15 protein-coding genes are annotated in these 15,102 nt (G+C 69.5%); 7 read left to right on the plus strand and 8 right to left on the minus strand.

The window, feature by feature from the left end:
• The first annotated feature begins 32 nt into the window (after positions 1 to 32).
• From ABZS61_RS13945 to ABZS61_RS13955, 3 genes are read left to right on the plus strand one after another with little or no spacing between them, the layout of a single operon-like run.
• Positions 33 to 1,049 (plus strand): sugar ABC transporter permease, encoded by a 1,017-nt coding sequence (locus tag ABZS61_RS13945; protein WP_356419195.1) that lies wholly within the window; start codon positions 33 to 35, stop codon positions 1,047 to 1,049.
• Positions 1,046 to 1,918, plus strand: a complete 873-nt coding sequence (locus tag ABZS61_RS13950) for a carbohydrate ABC transporter permease (RefSeq protein WP_356419198.1) — start codon at positions 1,046 to 1,048, stop codon at positions 1,916 to 1,918. The genes ABZS61_RS13945 and ABZS61_RS13950 overlap by 4 nt, the downstream gene beginning before the upstream one ends.
• 8 nt (positions 1,919 to 1,926) lie before the next feature.
• Entirely contained in the window at positions 1,927 to 3,450 is a 1,524-nt protein-coding gene (locus ABZS61_RS13955; protein WP_356419201.1) for a glycoside hydrolase family 3 protein, read from the plus strand.
• A gap of 108 nt (positions 3,451 to 3,558) precedes the next feature.
• Here ABZS61_RS13955 and nagB read toward each other — a convergent pair whose 3' ends face one another.
• Positions 3,559 to 4,344 (minus strand): glucosamine-6-phosphate deaminase, encoded by a 786-nt coding sequence (nagB, locus tag ABZS61_RS13960; protein WP_356419203.1) that lies wholly within the window; start codon positions 4,342 to 4,344, stop codon positions 3,559 to 3,561.
• A gap of 184 nt (positions 4,345 to 4,528) precedes the next feature.
• On the opposite strand from nagB, the gene ABZS61_RS13965 reads away from it, so the two are divergent.
• Positions 4,529 to 5,578: an SIS domain-containing protein gene (locus ABZS61_RS13965; RefSeq protein WP_356419206.1), complete on the plus strand. Its 1,050-nt coding sequence runs from the start codon at positions 4,529 to 4,531 to the stop codon at positions 5,576 to 5,578.
• Between the two features lie 416 nt (positions 5,579 to 5,994).
• Positions 5,995 to 7,461, plus strand: a complete 1,467-nt coding sequence (locus ABZS61_RS13970; protein ID WP_356419421.1) for a PAS domain-containing sensor histidine kinase — start codon at positions 5,995 to 5,997, stop codon at positions 7,459 to 7,461.
• A gap of 173 nt (positions 7,462 to 7,634) precedes the next feature.
• On the opposite strand, the gene ABZS61_RS13975 is transcribed toward ABZS61_RS13970, so the two are convergent.
• Positions 7,635 to 7,892, minus strand: coding sequence for a WhiB family transcriptional regulator (locus ABZS61_RS13975; protein WP_003953983.1), 258 nt, complete (start codon positions 7,890 to 7,892; stop codon positions 7,635 to 7,637).
• 320 nt (positions 7,893 to 8,212) lie between these two features.
• Positions 8,213 to 9,181, minus strand: a complete 969-nt coding sequence (locus ABZS61_RS13980; protein ID WP_356419209.1) for a diacylglycerol kinase family protein — start codon at positions 9,179 to 9,181, stop codon at positions 8,213 to 8,215.
• Between the two features lie 194 nt (positions 9,182 to 9,375).
• On the opposite strand from ABZS61_RS13980, the gene ABZS61_RS13985 reads away from it, so the two are divergent.
• Complete coding sequence (locus tag ABZS61_RS13985; protein ID WP_329207528.1) at positions 9,376 to 9,825, plus strand: hypothetical protein; 450 nt, start codon at positions 9,376 to 9,378, stop codon at positions 9,823 to 9,825.
• A gap of 79 nt (positions 9,826 to 9,904) precedes the next feature.
• Here ABZS61_RS13985 and ABZS61_RS13990 read toward each other — a convergent pair whose 3' ends face one another.
• The 3 genes from ABZS61_RS13990 to ABZS61_RS14000 form a co-directional block, all read right to left on the minus strand.
• Positions 9,905 to 10,831, minus strand: coding sequence for an RNA polymerase sigma factor SigF (locus tag ABZS61_RS13990; protein WP_356419424.1), 927 nt, complete (start codon positions 10,829 to 10,831; stop codon positions 9,905 to 9,907).
• A gap of 23 nt (positions 10,832 to 10,854) precedes the next feature.
• Positions 10,855 to 11,268, minus strand: a complete 414-nt coding sequence (locus ABZS61_RS13995) for an anti-sigma regulatory factor (protein WP_003966375.1) — start codon at positions 11,266 to 11,268, stop codon at positions 10,855 to 10,857.
• 231 nt (positions 11,269 to 11,499) lie between these two features.
• Positions 11,500 to 11,760: a UBP-type zinc finger domain-containing protein gene (locus ABZS61_RS14000; protein WP_356419213.1), complete on the minus strand. Its 261-nt coding sequence runs from the start codon at positions 11,758 to 11,760 to the stop codon at positions 11,500 to 11,502.
• A 35-nt stretch (positions 11,761 to 11,795) separates the two neighbouring features.
• On the opposite strand from ABZS61_RS14000, the gene ABZS61_RS14005 reads away from it, so the two are divergent.
• Positions 11,796 to 13,397 (plus strand): Na+/H+ antiporter, encoded by a 1,602-nt coding sequence (locus tag ABZS61_RS14005; RefSeq protein WP_356419216.1) that lies wholly within the window; start codon positions 11,796 to 11,798, stop codon positions 13,395 to 13,397.
• A gap of 39 nt (positions 13,398 to 13,436) precedes the next feature.
• Here the strand turns inward: ABZS61_RS14005 and ABZS61_RS14010 are convergent, their stop codons facing one another.
• Both ABZS61_RS14010 and ABZS61_RS14015 read right to left on the minus strand, forming a co-directional pair.
• Entirely contained in the window at positions 13,437 to 14,333 is an 897-nt protein-coding gene (locus ABZS61_RS14010) for a pyridoxal-phosphate dependent enzyme (RefSeq protein WP_356419219.1), read from the minus strand.
• A 44-nt stretch (positions 14,334 to 14,377) separates the two neighbouring features.
• Entirely contained in the window at positions 14,378 to 14,968 is a 591-nt protein-coding gene (locus tag ABZS61_RS14015; protein ID WP_356419222.1) for an N-acetylmuramoyl-L-alanine amidase, read from the minus strand.
• Positions 14,969 to 15,102: the final 134 nt, after the last annotated feature.

Genomic DNA, 15,102 nt, shown 5'->3' on the forward strand with positions numbered 1-15,102 from the left:
CACCCCCGGAATCCCGATGGAAGGTCAGCCACGTGACTGCTGCCGACACCCAGGCCGCCGGTCCACCGGTATCCGTACCGAGTGCTCCGGAGGAGATCGGGACCTCACCCTCCAAGCAGGATGCTGCCGGGCCGCGCCCGAAGAAGCGGCGCAAGAAGGGCGAGCTCCTCCCGTACTTCCTGATCCTGCCGGCGATCCTGGCGATCGCCGCCGTCTACGTCTACCCCCTGATCAAGACCGTGATCATGTCCTTCCAGGACCTGGGGCGCGCGGCTCTGTGGGGCAACGGCGAGACGCCGTGGGTCGGCTTCGAGCAGTTCACCAACATCCTCGGCGACCCCGAGTTCTGGTCGGTCACCGGCCGGACCGTCGTCTTCATGACCATCTGTGTGGTCCTGACGATGGGCATCGGTCTGCTGATCGCCCTGATGATGCTGCGCGTGTCCACCTGGGTGCGGCTCGTCCTGACGGTGGCACTGATCGCCGCCTGGTCCATGCCGCTGATGGTCGCCGCGTCCGTCTTCCGCTGGCTCGCCGACTCCGACTACGGCCTCATCAACACGCTGCTCGCCGACCTCACCGGCGACGAGGACAGATGGCTCGGCCACAACTGGTTCCTCGATCCCTGGCAGGGCTTCGGCATCATCACGCTGCTGGTCGTCTGGGGCGCCATCCCGTTCGTCGTCATCACGATGTACGCGGCCCTCACCCAGGTCCCCAAGGAACTGGAGGAGGCGGCAGCCCTCGACGGAGCCTCCGCGTTCGGTGTCTACCGGTTCGTGACCTGGCCGGTCATCAGGCCGGTCTTCACGATGGTCGCCACCCTGTCGGTCATCTGGGACTTCAACGTCTTCGGCCAGATCTGGCTGCTGCGCGGCAACAAGCCGGAGCCGGACTACGAGACCCTCGGCCTCTACTCCTTCTCCAAGGCGTTCGAGTCCACATCCTTCAGCCAGGGCAGTGCGATCGCTCTGATCACCGTCCTGATGCTCTCCGGTGTCGCCGTGTACTACCTGCGCCAGCTGATCAAGACGGGAGAGGTCGAATGAGCACCTCCGCACCCTCGAACGCTCCTGCCCAGGTCCTGCGGCCCGACCGCAAGAGGAACCGCCTCGGCTACAACATCCTGGCGCTGGTCACGGCCGGCCTCATGGCCTTCCCGGTCTACTGGCTGATCGTCAGCTCCCTGCGCCCCAACCACGAGATCCGGTCGTACGACCAGACGCTGTGGCCCTCGTCCCTCACCTTCGACAACTTCGCGCGCGCGGTGAAGCAGGACAACTTCGCCACGGCGATCCAGTCGAGCCTGATCGTCTCGGTCACCGCTGTGCTCGGCGGCATGATCATCGCGACCCTCGCGGCGCTCGCCATCGGACGCTTCCGCTTCTTCGGGCGGAAGGCGCTGATGATGATCATGATTCTGGTCCAGATGCTGCCGCCGACCGCGATGCTGATCCCGATCTACCTCCAGCTCAACGCGCTGGGCGGCATCGACGAGTACTGGGGACTCATCGTCGTCTACCTGGTGTCCACGCTGCCCTTCGCGACCATCATGATCCGCGGCTTCGTGATCAACATCCCGGTGGAGCTCGAGGAGTCGGCGATGGTCGACGGCTGTACCCGGATGGGGGCCTTCCGCCGGGTCATCTTCCCGCTGCTGGCCCCGGGGCTCGCGGCCGCGTCCATCTTCGCTCTGGTCAACGCGTGGAACGAGTACCTCTTCGCGTACATCCTGATCAACGACAACTCCAAGTACACGCTCAACGTGTGGCTGATGACCTTCACCACCGAACGGGGCACGGACTACGGCGCGCTGATGGCGGCCTCCACGCTCATCTCCATCCCGGTCGTCATCTTCTTCATGATCATTCAGGGGAAGATGGCCACGGGGCTCACGTCCGGCGCAGTGAAGGGATGACGCGCGCGATGACCACCCTCGTATCCACCACGGACACCGTCACGCGCGACGCCCTCGCCGTGCTGCAGCCCGGGTTCACCGGCACCACCGCCCCCGACTGGCTGCGGCGCAGGGTCGGCGAAGGCCTGGCCTCGGTCGGCCTGTTCGGCCGGAACATCGAATCGCCCGAACAGCTCGCCGCGCTCACCGCGCAGCTGCGGGCGGAGCGGGACGACGTCCTCGTCGCGATCGACGAGGAGGGCGGCGACGTCACCCGCCTCGAGGTCCGCACCGGATCGTCCTTCCCGGGCAACAACGCCCTCGGCTCCGTCGACGACGTGGACCTGACCCGGGCGGTGGCCCGGGAGCTCGGCCGCCGGCTGGCCGAGTGCGGTGTCAACCTCAACTGGGCGCCGTCCGCGGACGTCAACTCCAATCCCGGCAATCCGGTCATCGGCGTCCGGTCCTTCGGCGCCGACACCGCCCTGGTCGCCCGGCACACCGCGGCGTACGTCGAGGGCCTCCAGGCCGCCGGCGTGGCCGCCTGCACCAAGCACTTCCCCGGACACGGCGACACGGCGGTCGACTCGCACCACGCGATGCCCCGTATCGACGTGGATCTGGACACGTTGCACGCCCGTGAGCTGGTGCCTTTCAGGGCGGCCATCGCAGCGGGTTCCAAATCAGTGATGAGTGCACATATCCTGCTTCCCGCGCTCGACCCGAACCGCCCGGCGACACTGAGCCCCCAGATCCTCACCGGTCTGCTGCGCCAGGAGCTGGGCTACGACGGGCTGATCGTCACCGACGGCATGGAGATGGACGCCATCGCCGGTACGTACGGCATCGAGCGCGGCTCCGTCCTCGCCATCGCCGCCGGCGCCGACGCCATCTGTGTCGGAGGCGGGCTGGCGGACGAGGAGACCGTGCTGCGGCTGCGCGACGCCCTGGTGGCGGCGGTACGGAGCGGTGAACTCCCCGAGGAGCGGCTGGCCGACGCCGCCGCACGGGTACGGGCCCTCGCGTCCTGGACGCAGCGGGCCAGGGGGGCTGCCTCGGAGCCGGGCGCGGACATGCAGGAGGGGACCGCGCCCGGAGCCGACAGCGGCATCGGGCTCGTCGCGGCCCGCCGCGCCGTGAAGGTCACCGGCAGCGCCGGCCCGCTGACCGGGCCCGCGTACGTTGCCGCGTTCACCCCCGTCGCCAACATCGCGGTCGGCGACGAGACCCCGTGGGGCGTTGCGGAAGAGCTGGCCCGGCTGGTGCCCGGCACCGGGACGGACACGTACGACGGTACGGAAGCGTCCACGGACCAGGTGCTCAAGGCGGCCGGGGAGCGGCGCATCGTGGCGGTCGTCCGTGACGCGCACCGCCATGCCTGGATGGGGGAGGCCCTCGACGCCCTGGTGGCGGCGCGTCCCGACACCATCGTGGTCGAGATGGGCCTGCCGAAGGCGCCGCCGAGGGGGGCACTGCACATCGCCACCCACGGGGCGGCGCGGGTGTGCGGGGTCGCGGCGGCCGAGGCGATCACGGGCGTCGGGGACGTGTGAGGCGGGCCCGGCCGACGGGCGGACGTCCGTCGGCCGAGGACACCGCATGTCGCGACGGGAGAGGGCCGGACACCCAGTGGGTGTCCGGCCCTCTCCCGTCGGGGTGTCTCAGATCCCCTGCCACGTGGGCTTCGCCGCATACGTGGCCCTGAAGTAGTCGGCGAGCTTCAGCTTCGACGCCGCCGCCTCGTCGACGACCACCGTGGCGTGCGGATGCAGCTGCAGCGCGGACGCGGGCACGATCGAGGCGACCGGCCCCTCCACGGTCTGGGCCACCGCGTCGGCCTTGCCCTCGCCCGTGGCCAGGAGGATGGGGTGGCGGGACTCCAGGATCGTGCCGATGCCCTGGGTGATGACGTGGCGCGGCACCTGTTCGATGTCGTTGTCGAAGAAGCGTGCGTTGTCGACGCGGGTCTGCTCGGTCAGGGTCTTGATCCGGGTACGGGAGGCGAGCGAGGAGCACGGCTCGTTGAAGCCGATGTGTCCGTCGGTGCCGATGCCGAGCAGCTGGAGGTCGACTCCGCCCGCCTCGGCGAGCGCCTTGTCGTATGCCTCGCAGGCGGCCTGGACGTCCTCGGCGGAGCCGTCCGGGCCCATGAAGGACGCCTCGGACAGGCCGAGCGGTTCGACGACCTCGCGCAGCACCACGGAACGGTAGGACTCGGGGTGGCCTACAGGCAGCCCGACGTACTCGTCGAGCTGGCAGATGCGGGCGCGCGAGGCGTCCACCGCGCCGGAGCGGACCCTGGCCGCCAGGGCCTGGTAAACGGGCAGCGGGGTCGAGCCGGTGGCAACGCCGAGCAGGGCGTCGGGCTTGCGGCTCAGCAGGGCGCCGATGGCCCCCGCGATGAGTTCGCCGCCTGCCGTGGCGTCCGGGACGATGACAACTTCCACGCTGTGCCTGCCGATCTGGAGAGTGGCGTCATGTGGTATAGACCAATCGAAGTCCAATCTAGCAGAAGCGGGTAGTCCGGAGGTGAACTGTCCGCGCACGGAGTGCCCTGCGTCGCCCCGCTGGCGGAGGTCCGGTTTGTCGTGTTCGACTCGTGCGAGCCAGCACCGACCGGGAGGTACCGCCATGTCCGATCGTCCGGGTGTGATCATGTCCGCAGAGATGGCCGAGCAGCCCGAGGTGCTCCGGCGCATCCTGCGTCGGGGGGCCGGTCCGATCGGCGACGTGGCAGCCGAGATCGCGGCGAGGAAGCCGCGCTTCGTCCTGCTCACCGCGCGAGGCACCTCCGACAACGCGGCGCTCTACGCGAAGTACCTCCTGGAGATCCGGCTCGGCCTGCCGTGCGGGCTGGCCTCGATGTCCACCACGACGGCGTACGGCGCGAAGCCGGATCTGACGGACGTCCTGGTGATCACCATCAGCCAGTCGGGGGGCTCGCCGGACCTGGTCGCCTCCACGAGGGCCGCGAGGGAGGCCGGTGCGGTCACCCTCGCGGTCACGAACAATCCTGACTCGGGGCTGGCCGCTGTCTCCGAGCACCACATCGACGTCCTGGCGGGCCCGGAGCGGGCCCTGCCCGCCACGAAGACCTATACCGCCTCCCTGCTGGCGCTGTACCTCTTCGTGGAGGCCCTGGGTGGTGGCGACGGTGCTGCCGCGGCAGGGGTGCTGCCGGACCTGGCCGACGGGATCCTGGGCCGCAGGGCCGAGGTGGCGGCACTGGCCTCGCGCTACCGCTTCGCCGAGCGCATGGTCATCACCTCGCGCGGTTACGGCTATCCCACGGCCAAGGAGGCCGCCCTCAAGCTGATGGAGACCAGCTACATCCCCGCGCTGTCCTACTCGGGCGCGGATCTGCTGCACGGTCCGCTGGCCATGGTCGACAACATCTCCCCGGTGATCGCCGTGGTCACGGACGGCCGGGGCGGAAAGGCCCTGCAGCCCGTCCTGGACCGGCTCCGTGGCCGCGGCGCCGACCTCTTCGTCGTCGGCCCCCAGGCGCAGGTGGATGCGGCGTCCGCGGGCTTCGCGCTGCCGACGGCGGGGGTGGCGGAGGAACTGCAGCCGGTTCTGGAGATCCTGCCGCTGCAGATGCTGGCGTACGAGGTGACCATCGCCCGGGGGCAGGATCCGGACGCGCCGCGCGCCCTCGCCAAGGTCACCGAGACGAGCTGACGTCCGGGGGCGGCTCCCGGACGGATCCGGGTCCGGTGGGCCGGGCCCCGGAGACACCCGCGGGCCGCGGCGCCGGGACGGGACCCTCAGCCCGTCCGGCACCGCAGCCCGGAGCTACCTGGCCGGCGGTGTGCGGTGCCTCCGGCCATGGGAGACACCGGCGCAGTCAGGGCAGAGAGCGCCGGGTGCCTCGATCCGCTCTCCTGTGCGGGGAGAGCGGAGGTCTGTCTCGTACATGATGCTCTTGTTTCATCATGTACATACCTGGTGCATTGTGGACTAGACCAATAGTCCGTGTCCATCCGTGGGCGCGGACACATTTCCGTGCGCGGCCCCACTGCACAGTGTCACGCATCGGCGGGCGGATCGGTTCGGAACCTGTCGGTATCCACAGGTACGCTCGCCCTGTGCCCTCCATGAACGACCTTGTCCGCCAGCACACAGCCCTGAGTGACACCGACCTCGAGTGGCTCCATCTGCTGGTCTCGGAGTGGCAACTGCTCTCCGATCTGTCCTTCGCCGACCTCGTCCTGTGGGTGCCCACCCGCGACGGGACCCGCTATGTGTCCGTGGCACAGATGCGGCCCAACACCGGCCCCACCTCCTACCAGGACGACATGGTCGGCCATCTGGTGCCGCGGGGCCGTCGTCCCCTGCTGGACGCGGCCCTGGACGAGGGGCGGATCGTGCGTGAGGGCGACCCCGAATGGCGCGAGGAGGTTCCCGTGCGGGTCGAGTCGATCCCCGTACGCCGTGAGGGCCGGGTCCTCGGGGTCATCGCCCGCAATACGAACCTCCTCACCGTGCGTACGCCGTCCCGACTGGAACTCACCTACCTCCAGTCCGCCTCCGACCTGGCCCAGATGATCGCCGCAGGGTCCTTCCCGTTCCCGGGGCAGCAGGTCGACATGGACGCCTCGCCGCGCGTCGGCGACGGGCTGATCAGGCTCGACGCCGACGGCGTCGTCCAGTACGCCAGCCCCAACGGCCTCTCCGCCTACCACCGTCTCGGTCTCGCCTCCGATCTCGTCGGTCACCACCTCGGTGCGACGACGGCCGAGCTCGCGCCCTCGCGCGGCCCGGTCGACGAGGCCCTGGTCAAGGTGGCGAGCGGGTACGCGCCCAGGGAGTTCGAGGTCGAGGGCGAAGGCGGCGTGATCCAGCTACGAGCGATTCCGCTCAAGCCCAAGGGTGTCCGCATCGGTTCGCTGGTCCTGCTCCGTGACGTCACGGAACTGCGGCGTCGTGAGCGGGAGTTGATCACCAAGGACGCCACCATCCGGGAGATCCACCACCGGGTGAAGAACAACCTCCAGACGGTGGCCGCCCTGTTGCGTCTCCAGGCCCGCCGCATGGACTCCGCGCAGGGCCGCGAGGCACTCAACGAGGCGGTACGGCGCGTCGGTTCGATCGCCATCGTGCATGAGACGCTGTCCCAGAATCTGGACGAGCGGGTCGAGTTCGACGAGATCGCCGACCGGGTCATCGCGATGGTCTCCGAGATCTCGCCCGGCAAGGTCACCTGCCGCCGCACCGGCCGCTTCGGCGTTCTCGATGCGGAAGTAGCCACTCCGCTCTCGATGGTGCTCACCGAGGTGCTGCAGAACGCACTGGAGCACGCCTTCACCCCGGCCGAATCCGGCACGGTGGAGGTGTCCGCGGTACGGGGCGGCTCCCCCTCGGAAGGGCGGCTGCTGATCACGGTGACGGACGACGGGTGCGGCCTGCCCGAGGGATTCGACCCCCAGCGGGCCGGCAATCTGGGGCTTCAGATCGTGCGGACGCTGGTGGAGGGCGAGTTGGGCGGCACCTTCGGCATGGTCCCGGCGCCCGGGCGCGGCACGCAGGTCATCCTCGACATCCCGGTCACCAACGACAAATAGAGCGGCACCGCACAGAGCAGTGGGCCCGGACCGTGGTAACGGTCCGGGCCCACTGCGTGGTGCTCACGGTGCGATGCGCTTCGGGGGTACTGCGCGCTGCGACTCGAAGGCGGGGCTGTGCGTACGCTCTGTACGCGCCGCCTGGCTGAGGCTCGTCGTGCGGGGGGCGTCGGTCAGGCGCTGGCGTTACGCGCCCGGTTGCGAGCGGCGCGGCGCTTCATTGCGCGGCGCTCGTCCTCGCTGAGGCCACCCCAGACGCCGGAGTCCTGGCCGGACTCGAGCGCCCACTGCAGGCACTGCTCCATGACGGGGCAGCGACGGCAGACGGCCTTGGCTTCCTCGATCTGCAGCAGCGCAGGACCGGTGTTGCCGATGGGGAAGAACAGCTCCGGGTCTTCCTCACGACAAACGGCGTTGTGACGCCAGTCCATGGCTGCTACCTCTCCTTGGTATTACATGCGGATGCTTGTGAATGTGAACGCTTTCACGAATCCCCCCGCAGACGAAGGTCCGACTCCCAGATGAACTGGTTGTGGTCCTGTTGTGGTGAGGAGGGGTTCTGGCTCTCAGTGGAGGCCGATGTTGCGGGCCGTCCCGATCGCCATGTAGAGATTCGCAAACCTCGGCGGCGGATACAACCCCTTCTGGAAAGTTTTTTTTGATTCCTCGGTGTCGACTAGGTCACAGCCGTACTTCTAAGGGGTGGGGGCCAGCCCAAACGTTCGAGTTAAAGGACTTTGAGCCCTTCCACTCACACAATCACACGCAGTGCACGGCGTACGCCTGTGAACGTCACGCTCGTACGCAGTCCCAGGTGGTCACCGTCCATCTGGAAGGGCAGTGGAGCCTTTGAATGCAAGGTGAAGTCTGTGAGGTCATGGAGGGAGACTGCGTGCTTACCGTGCGGACCCTTCTCGGGGCTCGACGTGAGCAGCTGGGTGGCGTACCTCGCCACTGCGGGTGTGGTGAGGCGCTTCAGGCCGAGGATGTCCAGGCCGGTGTCGAAGGATGCCTTCGGGGAGGCGTACATCGGACGATTCCCCAGGTAGGTCCAGGGTGCGGTGTTGCAGATTATGGACAGCGCCAGCTCCGTGACCGGGTCCCGGCCGGGTACGTCCAGGGTGATCAGGCCCTTGCGCCGGTGCGGCTCCTCAAGGAACTGCCGGATCACCTGGCGCACGTACAGGGGGTGGGTCGAACGCTTGCCGCGCTCGCGCTTCTGTTCGACCCGGCCGAGGACGCCCGCGTCGAATCCGAGTCCGGCACAGAAAGTGAACCAGCGCTCCGGAACGGCTTCGTCCGCCGTACCCGGGGTGCCGGCCGCCAGACCGAGGCCCACCGTGCGCTCGCTGCGGTCGGCGAGGGCGTCCAAAATGGCGCCGGTCGCTTCCACGGCGTCGTTCGGAATGCCCAGGGCGCGTGCGAACACGTTGGTGGAACCGCCCGGAACCACGGCGAGGCTCGGCAGGCTGTCCACATCGGGCCCCTTGTGCAGCAGGCCGTTCACCACTTCGTTGACCGTGCCGTCGCCGCCGAGGGCGACCACGAGGTCGATGTCGTCGGAGTCGGCTGCCCGTCTTCCCAGGTCACGGGCGTGGCCGCGGTACTCCGTGGTCACGGCCTCGAGTTTCATCTCGCTCGCGAGGGCGTGGATGAGGACATCACGGGTCCGCGCACTGGTAGTGGTGGCAGCTGGGTTGACCACGAGGAGTGCGCGCATGCCCGCCAGAGTACCTACCGCGCGGTACCGGCCTGAAGTCCTGATCCGCTCGGTCCGCCGACCGTCACGGAAAGTAATGGCACCCCGGGAGCGGGGTCGGCTCCCGTCCGGCTCGACCGCGCCCCGAGGTCCGGCTTCCCTCCGTCTCCACCCCGGCTTCGCGTTCGGCGTCCCGGGATGCCAACCTGAATGACGTGAGTACTCAGCAGAATGCACCCTCCCCGTCGCCCTCGGCCGGCCCGGAGAGGCAGGGCCGGATCGCCGTCGTGGCCGCACTCAGCGCCCTGGAAGGGGCGGCGCTCGCCATCGGCGGGATCTACATGCTGGTCATGGGGCTGCTCGGGCGGCCCGAGAGCCCCCAGCAGGCCGAGATGGGCGGACTCACGCTGCTGGCGCTCGGGCTGATTCCGCTGTTCGCCGCCCGCGGGCTGCTGCTGCGGCGCAGCTGGAGCCGTGGCCCCGCGCTCATCACCCAGCTCATGGCGCTGCCGGTCGCCTGGACGCTGCTGCGTGCGCAGGGCGCCCTGATCCCGGCCGGGATCGTTCTTGCCGCCGTCGCCGTGACGGCGCTCGTGCTGCTGCTCAACCCGGCGACCACCCGGGCGCTGGGCATCCGGGGGCCGCGGGCGACCCCCGAGGCCTGAGCCTCCGGACGCCCACGCGTCCGAGCCCCGTACGACCCCGGGTCTCCGTTGCCCCCGGACCCGCTCCTGCCTACCCGGCCTACTCCTCGACGAGCAGCCGCTCGCGCAGCTGTGCGAGCGTGCGCGCCAGCAGTCGGGAGACGTGCATCTGGGAGATGCCGACCTCCTGGGCGATCTGCGACTGGGTCATGTTGCCGAAGAAGCGGAGCAGAAGAATCCGCTTCTCCCGCGGCGGGAGGTCCTCGAGCAGCGGCTTGAGCGACTCCCGGTACTCGACGCCCTCCAGCGCCTCGTCCTCGGAGCCGAGCGTGTCCGCGACCGCGGGGGACTCGTCGTCCGTGTCCGGGACGTCCAGCGAGAGCGTGCTGTAGGCATTGGCCGATTCCAGGCCCTCCAGGACCTCCTCCTCGGAGATGCCCAGCCGCTCCGCGAGCTCGTGCACCGTCGGGGAGCGGCCGTGCTGCTGGGAGAGCTCCGCGGTTGCCGTGGTCAGCGACAGCCGGAGTTCCTGGAGGCGGCGGGGCACCCGCACCGCCCAGCCCTTGTCCCGGAAGTGGCGCTTGATCTCGCCGACGACCGTAGGAGTCGCGTACGTCGAGAACTCGACCCCGCGGTCCGGGTCGAACCGGTCCACGGACTTGATCAGTCCGATCGTCGCGACCTGGGTCAGGTCGTCCAACGGCTCGCCCCGGTTGCGGAATCTGCGGGCCAGGTGCTCGACGAGCGGGAGGTGCATGCGCACCAGCCGGTTGCGCAGCTCCGCCTTCTCCGGCGAGCCGTCGGCAAGCTCGCGCAGCTCGATGAAGAGTGCCCGCGCCCCGCTGCGGTCGTGTGGATCGTGGTGCCTGTGCTCGCTCATCTGGCCCGCCCGCTCTGCCTGCGACTGCTTCACCGCGACCGTGCGGCCTTGGGTCCCGTCCGCACCGTCCACCGGGTGCGGCAGGGCCTGTTGCTCCGGGACGGCTGCTGGGCGCGCCGCCCCGGGTCGGATCGTCTCGTCCCGCACAGGACCGTCCCCGTTCCCGTTGCTCACGCCGGCCCGGGTCCCGCGCCGCGCTGTTTGTAGAGGCTGATGCTGACCGTGCGGTCGTCGGCGACCGTGGAGTCGACCTTGCCGGCCAGTGCGGAGAGCACCGTCCAGGCGAAGGTGTCGCGCTCGGGAGCGCGGCCGTCCGTGGTCGGCGCCGACACGGTCACCTCGAGGGAGTCGTCGACGAGGCGGAAGACGCAGCTGAGGACGGAACCCGGCACGGCCTGCTGGAGCAGGATCGCGCAGGCCTCGTCGACCGCGATGCGAAGATCCTCGATCTCGTCGAGAGTGAAGTCCAAACGCGCTGCGAGACCGGCCGTGGCCGTACGCAGCACCGACAGGTAGGCACCCGCAGCGGGCAGCCGGACCTCTACGAAGTCCTGATTCCCGGGCTCGCCTGCGATCTGGGACACCCTCACCTCCAAGGTGGCACAAACTCATTCGAGGCTCCGGGACGAGTGCCCGGAGCCATGCGGTCTTCGTCGGTTCTGTGGTTCGGCGACGCTATCGCGATCCATGATGCCGTGTCGCCGAGACCCCATCCCCTGACCGTCACTCATGGTAAGCCCATGAGTACGCACAGTGGCTAGAGGTCTGCGGCGGTCAATTGCGAAGAACCGGCGCCGGTTTGACGTACCCAGACGTCAGACGATCGAACCGTCCTCGAAGCACCAGCGCCAGTTGTCGCCGCATTCGTAACTTCGCATGACCGGATGACCTGTCTCCTGGAAGTGCGCCGTAGCGTGCTTCAGTGGCGACGAGTCGCAGCAGCCGACGTGGCCGCAGGTGAGGCAGAGCCGCAACTGAACGGGATGGCTGCCCGCGGCCAGACACTCGAGGCAGGTTTCGCTGAGCGGGGCGGGCTCGGGGCGCGGCACTTCGAGAACATGCAGGCACTCACTCATGATGGCCACGTTACGACGGATGCGAGGACGGTGAGATGGACGCGTTGCCGCTGGTGGCACTCGTAGCGGCCAGCGCGGCGGTCGCGGGGGCCGCGCGGCGTACCCCGGTGCCGGCCCCGCTGCTGTTGGTGGCCGTGGGGCTGCTGGCGGCATATCTGCCGGGCGTACCGGATTACACGCTGGACGCGCACGTCGTGCTGCCGCTTCTGCTGCCCCCGCTGCTGTACACGGCCGCGGTCGACAGCTCGTACCTCGATCTGCGGGCCAACCTGCGGCCGGTCGCGCTGCTCTCCGTGGGGTACGTGCTCTTCGCCACCCTCGCGGTGGGCTGGCTGGCGTACCTGGTCGTGCCCGACCTGCCGCTGACCGCCGCGCTCGTGCTCGGAGCGGTGGTCGCCCCGCCGGACGCCGTCACGGCCGCCGCGATCGCGCGCCGGGTCGGGCTGCCCGCCCGGGTCACGACCATCCTCCAGGGCGAGTCCCTGGTGAACGACGCCACCGCGATCACCGCCTTCAGGGTGGCCCTCGCCGCCGCGGTCGGGGAGGGCGTGAGCTGGGCCGAGGGAATCGGCGAGTTCCTGCTGGCGGCGGTCGGCGGAGTCGCTGTCGGCCTGGTCCTGATGGTGCCGCTGCACTGGCTGCGCACGCACCTCAAGGAGGCGCTGCTGCAGAACACCCTGTCCCTGCTGATTCCCTTCGTGGCGTACGCGGCCGCTGAGCGGGTGCACGCCTCCGGGGTGCTGGCCGTGGTCGTCGTCGCGCTCTACCTGGGGCACCGCTCCTGGCAGGTCGACTTCGCGACACGGCTCCAGGAGGCGGCGGTCTGGAAGATGGTCGCGTTCATCCTGGAGTCCGCGGTCTTCGCACTCATCGGGCTGCAGCTGCCCTTCGTGCTGCGAGAACTCGGCACCTACAGCGTCATCGAGGCCCTCTGGTACGCGGCCGCCGTCTTCATCGCAGTGGTCGTGGTGCGCTTCGTCTGGGTCTACCCGGCGATCTATCTGCCCCTGTGGCTCTCCCGGCGCATCAGAGAGCGCGAACCCGACCTGCCGTGGACCTCGCCGCTGATCGTGAGCTGGGCGGGGATGCGGGGCGTCGTCTCGCTCGCCATCGCGTTCTCCATCCCGCTGGTCACGCACGACGGGGAGGACTTCCCGGCTCGCAACCTGGTGCTCTTCCTGACCTTCACGACCGTCATCGCGACCCTGGTCATCCAGGGTCTCACCCTGCCGCTCCTCGTGCGTGTGCTGAAACTGCCGGGACGTGACGTGCGGACCGAGACACTGGCCGAGGCGCAGGCGCAGAGCGAGGCTTCGACGGCTGCGGAGACGCGTCTGGAGGAGTTGCTGTCCGATCCGCGCAACTCGCTGCCGGAACCGCTCACCGAACGTCTGCGGACCGTCATGGAACGGCGCCGCAACGCGGTGTGGGAGCGGCTGGGCGCGGCCAATCCGGTCACCGGGGAGTCGGCGGACGAGACCTACCGGCGGCTCGCACGGGAGATGATCGGAGCCGAGCGCGAGGTGTTCGTCCAGCTCAGGGACGAGCGGCGGATCGACGACGAGATGCTGCGCGCCCTGCTGCGCCGGCTCGACCTCGAAGAGGCAGCGGCCTACCGGGAGTCGGACGGAACCTGAGGGCCCGAGCCCTGGGGGCCTGTCGGTCCAGGTGCTCAGTCAGTCCGGCCGCCCGGTGATCACGGCGGTCACCGTGGATCCCGGGGCGAAGGCGCCCTCTTCGGCCAGTGCGGTCAGGGCGTACAGCAGTTTGGCCACGTAGAGCCGCTCGACCGGCAGACCGTGGCGGTCCTCGAAGTCGTCGGCGAACGCGTGCAGCCCCGGGGTCGTACGTGCGTAGCCGCCGAAGTGGAAGCGCTCGTCCAGGGACCACTGGCCGGTCCGTGCGCCGAAGGCCTCGTGCTGCAGGTTCAGCACCACGTCCTCCAGGAAGCCGCCGCGCAGCACAGGAATGCCCAGGGCGCGTTGCCCCGGAGCGAGTCCGGCAGCCAGCCCGGCCAGGGTGCCACCGGTCCCGCAGGCCACCGCGACCGTGTCGCCCTGCCCGCGCAGCTCCTGGCCGAGCGCTGTGCAGCCCTGTGCGGCGAGAGCGTTGCTGCCTCCCTCCGGGAGGACGGTGCACGCCCCGAAGAGGCTCAGCAGCCCGTCCAGGACCTCGGGAGCGGTCTTCGAGCGGTACGTCGCCCGGTCCACGAAGTGCAGACGCATGCCGTCGGCCGCGCACCGGGCGAGGGAGGGGTTGAGGGGGCGGCCGGCCAGTTCGTCGCCGCGCACGACCCCGACCGTGGGGAAGCCGAGCAGGCGTCCGGCGGCGGCCGTGGCGCGCAGGTGATTGGAGTAGGCCCCGCCGAAGGTCAGAACGGTGTGTCCGGCGGCCGCCCGCAGATTGGGGGCGAGCTTCCGCCACTTGTTGCCGGGCAGGTCGGGGTGGATCAGGTCGTCGCGCTTGAGGAGCAGGGTCACGCCGTGACGGGCGAAGCGCTCGTCCTCGGCCGCCTGCAGGGGCGAGGGGAGAGCCGGCTGCAGCCGGGAGAGGTCGAGCGCTTCGTGGTGCATGCACTCATTGTGCCGCCGGTGCGGCCTGCGCGGATCGCCCGCCGCTACTTGAGCCGGTCGTGGATGCGGGTGCGCATGCCTGCCATCGAGAAGCCGCGCGGGTCGACCTTGCCCGGCTGCCATTCCAGGTGACCGATGACCGAGGGTGCGTCCCAGTGGTGGAAGCGGCAGACCGCTGCGGCGGCCTTCTCCACGGCTTCGAGCTGGACGGCGGGCCAGGGGTCCTCTCCGTCGCCGAGGTTCTCGCACTCGAACCCGTAGAAGTGCCGGTTTCCGTCGGTGTTGGCCTCGTTGTCCGTCGGCAGTCCCTTCTCCGCGATGACTGCGCGCAGGACGTCGTCGTCGCCGAGGCCGGCGTGATTGGCGCGGCCGTAGCCGACCAGATGGACCCGGCCGTCCTTGGCGATCACGCCGTGGCAGAGCGGGCCGGGCAGGCCCGAGTAGCCGTCACGACAGATCTCGACGGTACGGGCGGTGCCCTTGGTGACGGTGTGATGGATCATCACGCCGTGCACCGGCCCCCAGGGGCCTTGGTGATTGCGGTTGTGCGTGCGCCAGTCGCCGACCTGGACGACGGTGAGCCCTTCGTCCTTGAGGGCTTTGAGGAAGTTGCTCGCGGACATGGGTGAGGACATGGCCGACTCCTTTGGTACGGGGGGAGTGTGTCCGTACAGCGCTTCTACCGGAACGCAGGCCTCCGGGCCACCTGTTCGGGCAACTCGCGAGTCGTTCCGGACAGTTCCGCGAGCTGTGGGCGCCGTGTCCGGGA

Source organism: Streptomyces sp. NPDC005566 (assembly GCF_040605575.1).
Classification (GTDB): domain Bacteria; phylum Actinomycetota; class Actinomycetes; order Streptomycetales; family Streptomycetaceae; genus Streptomyces.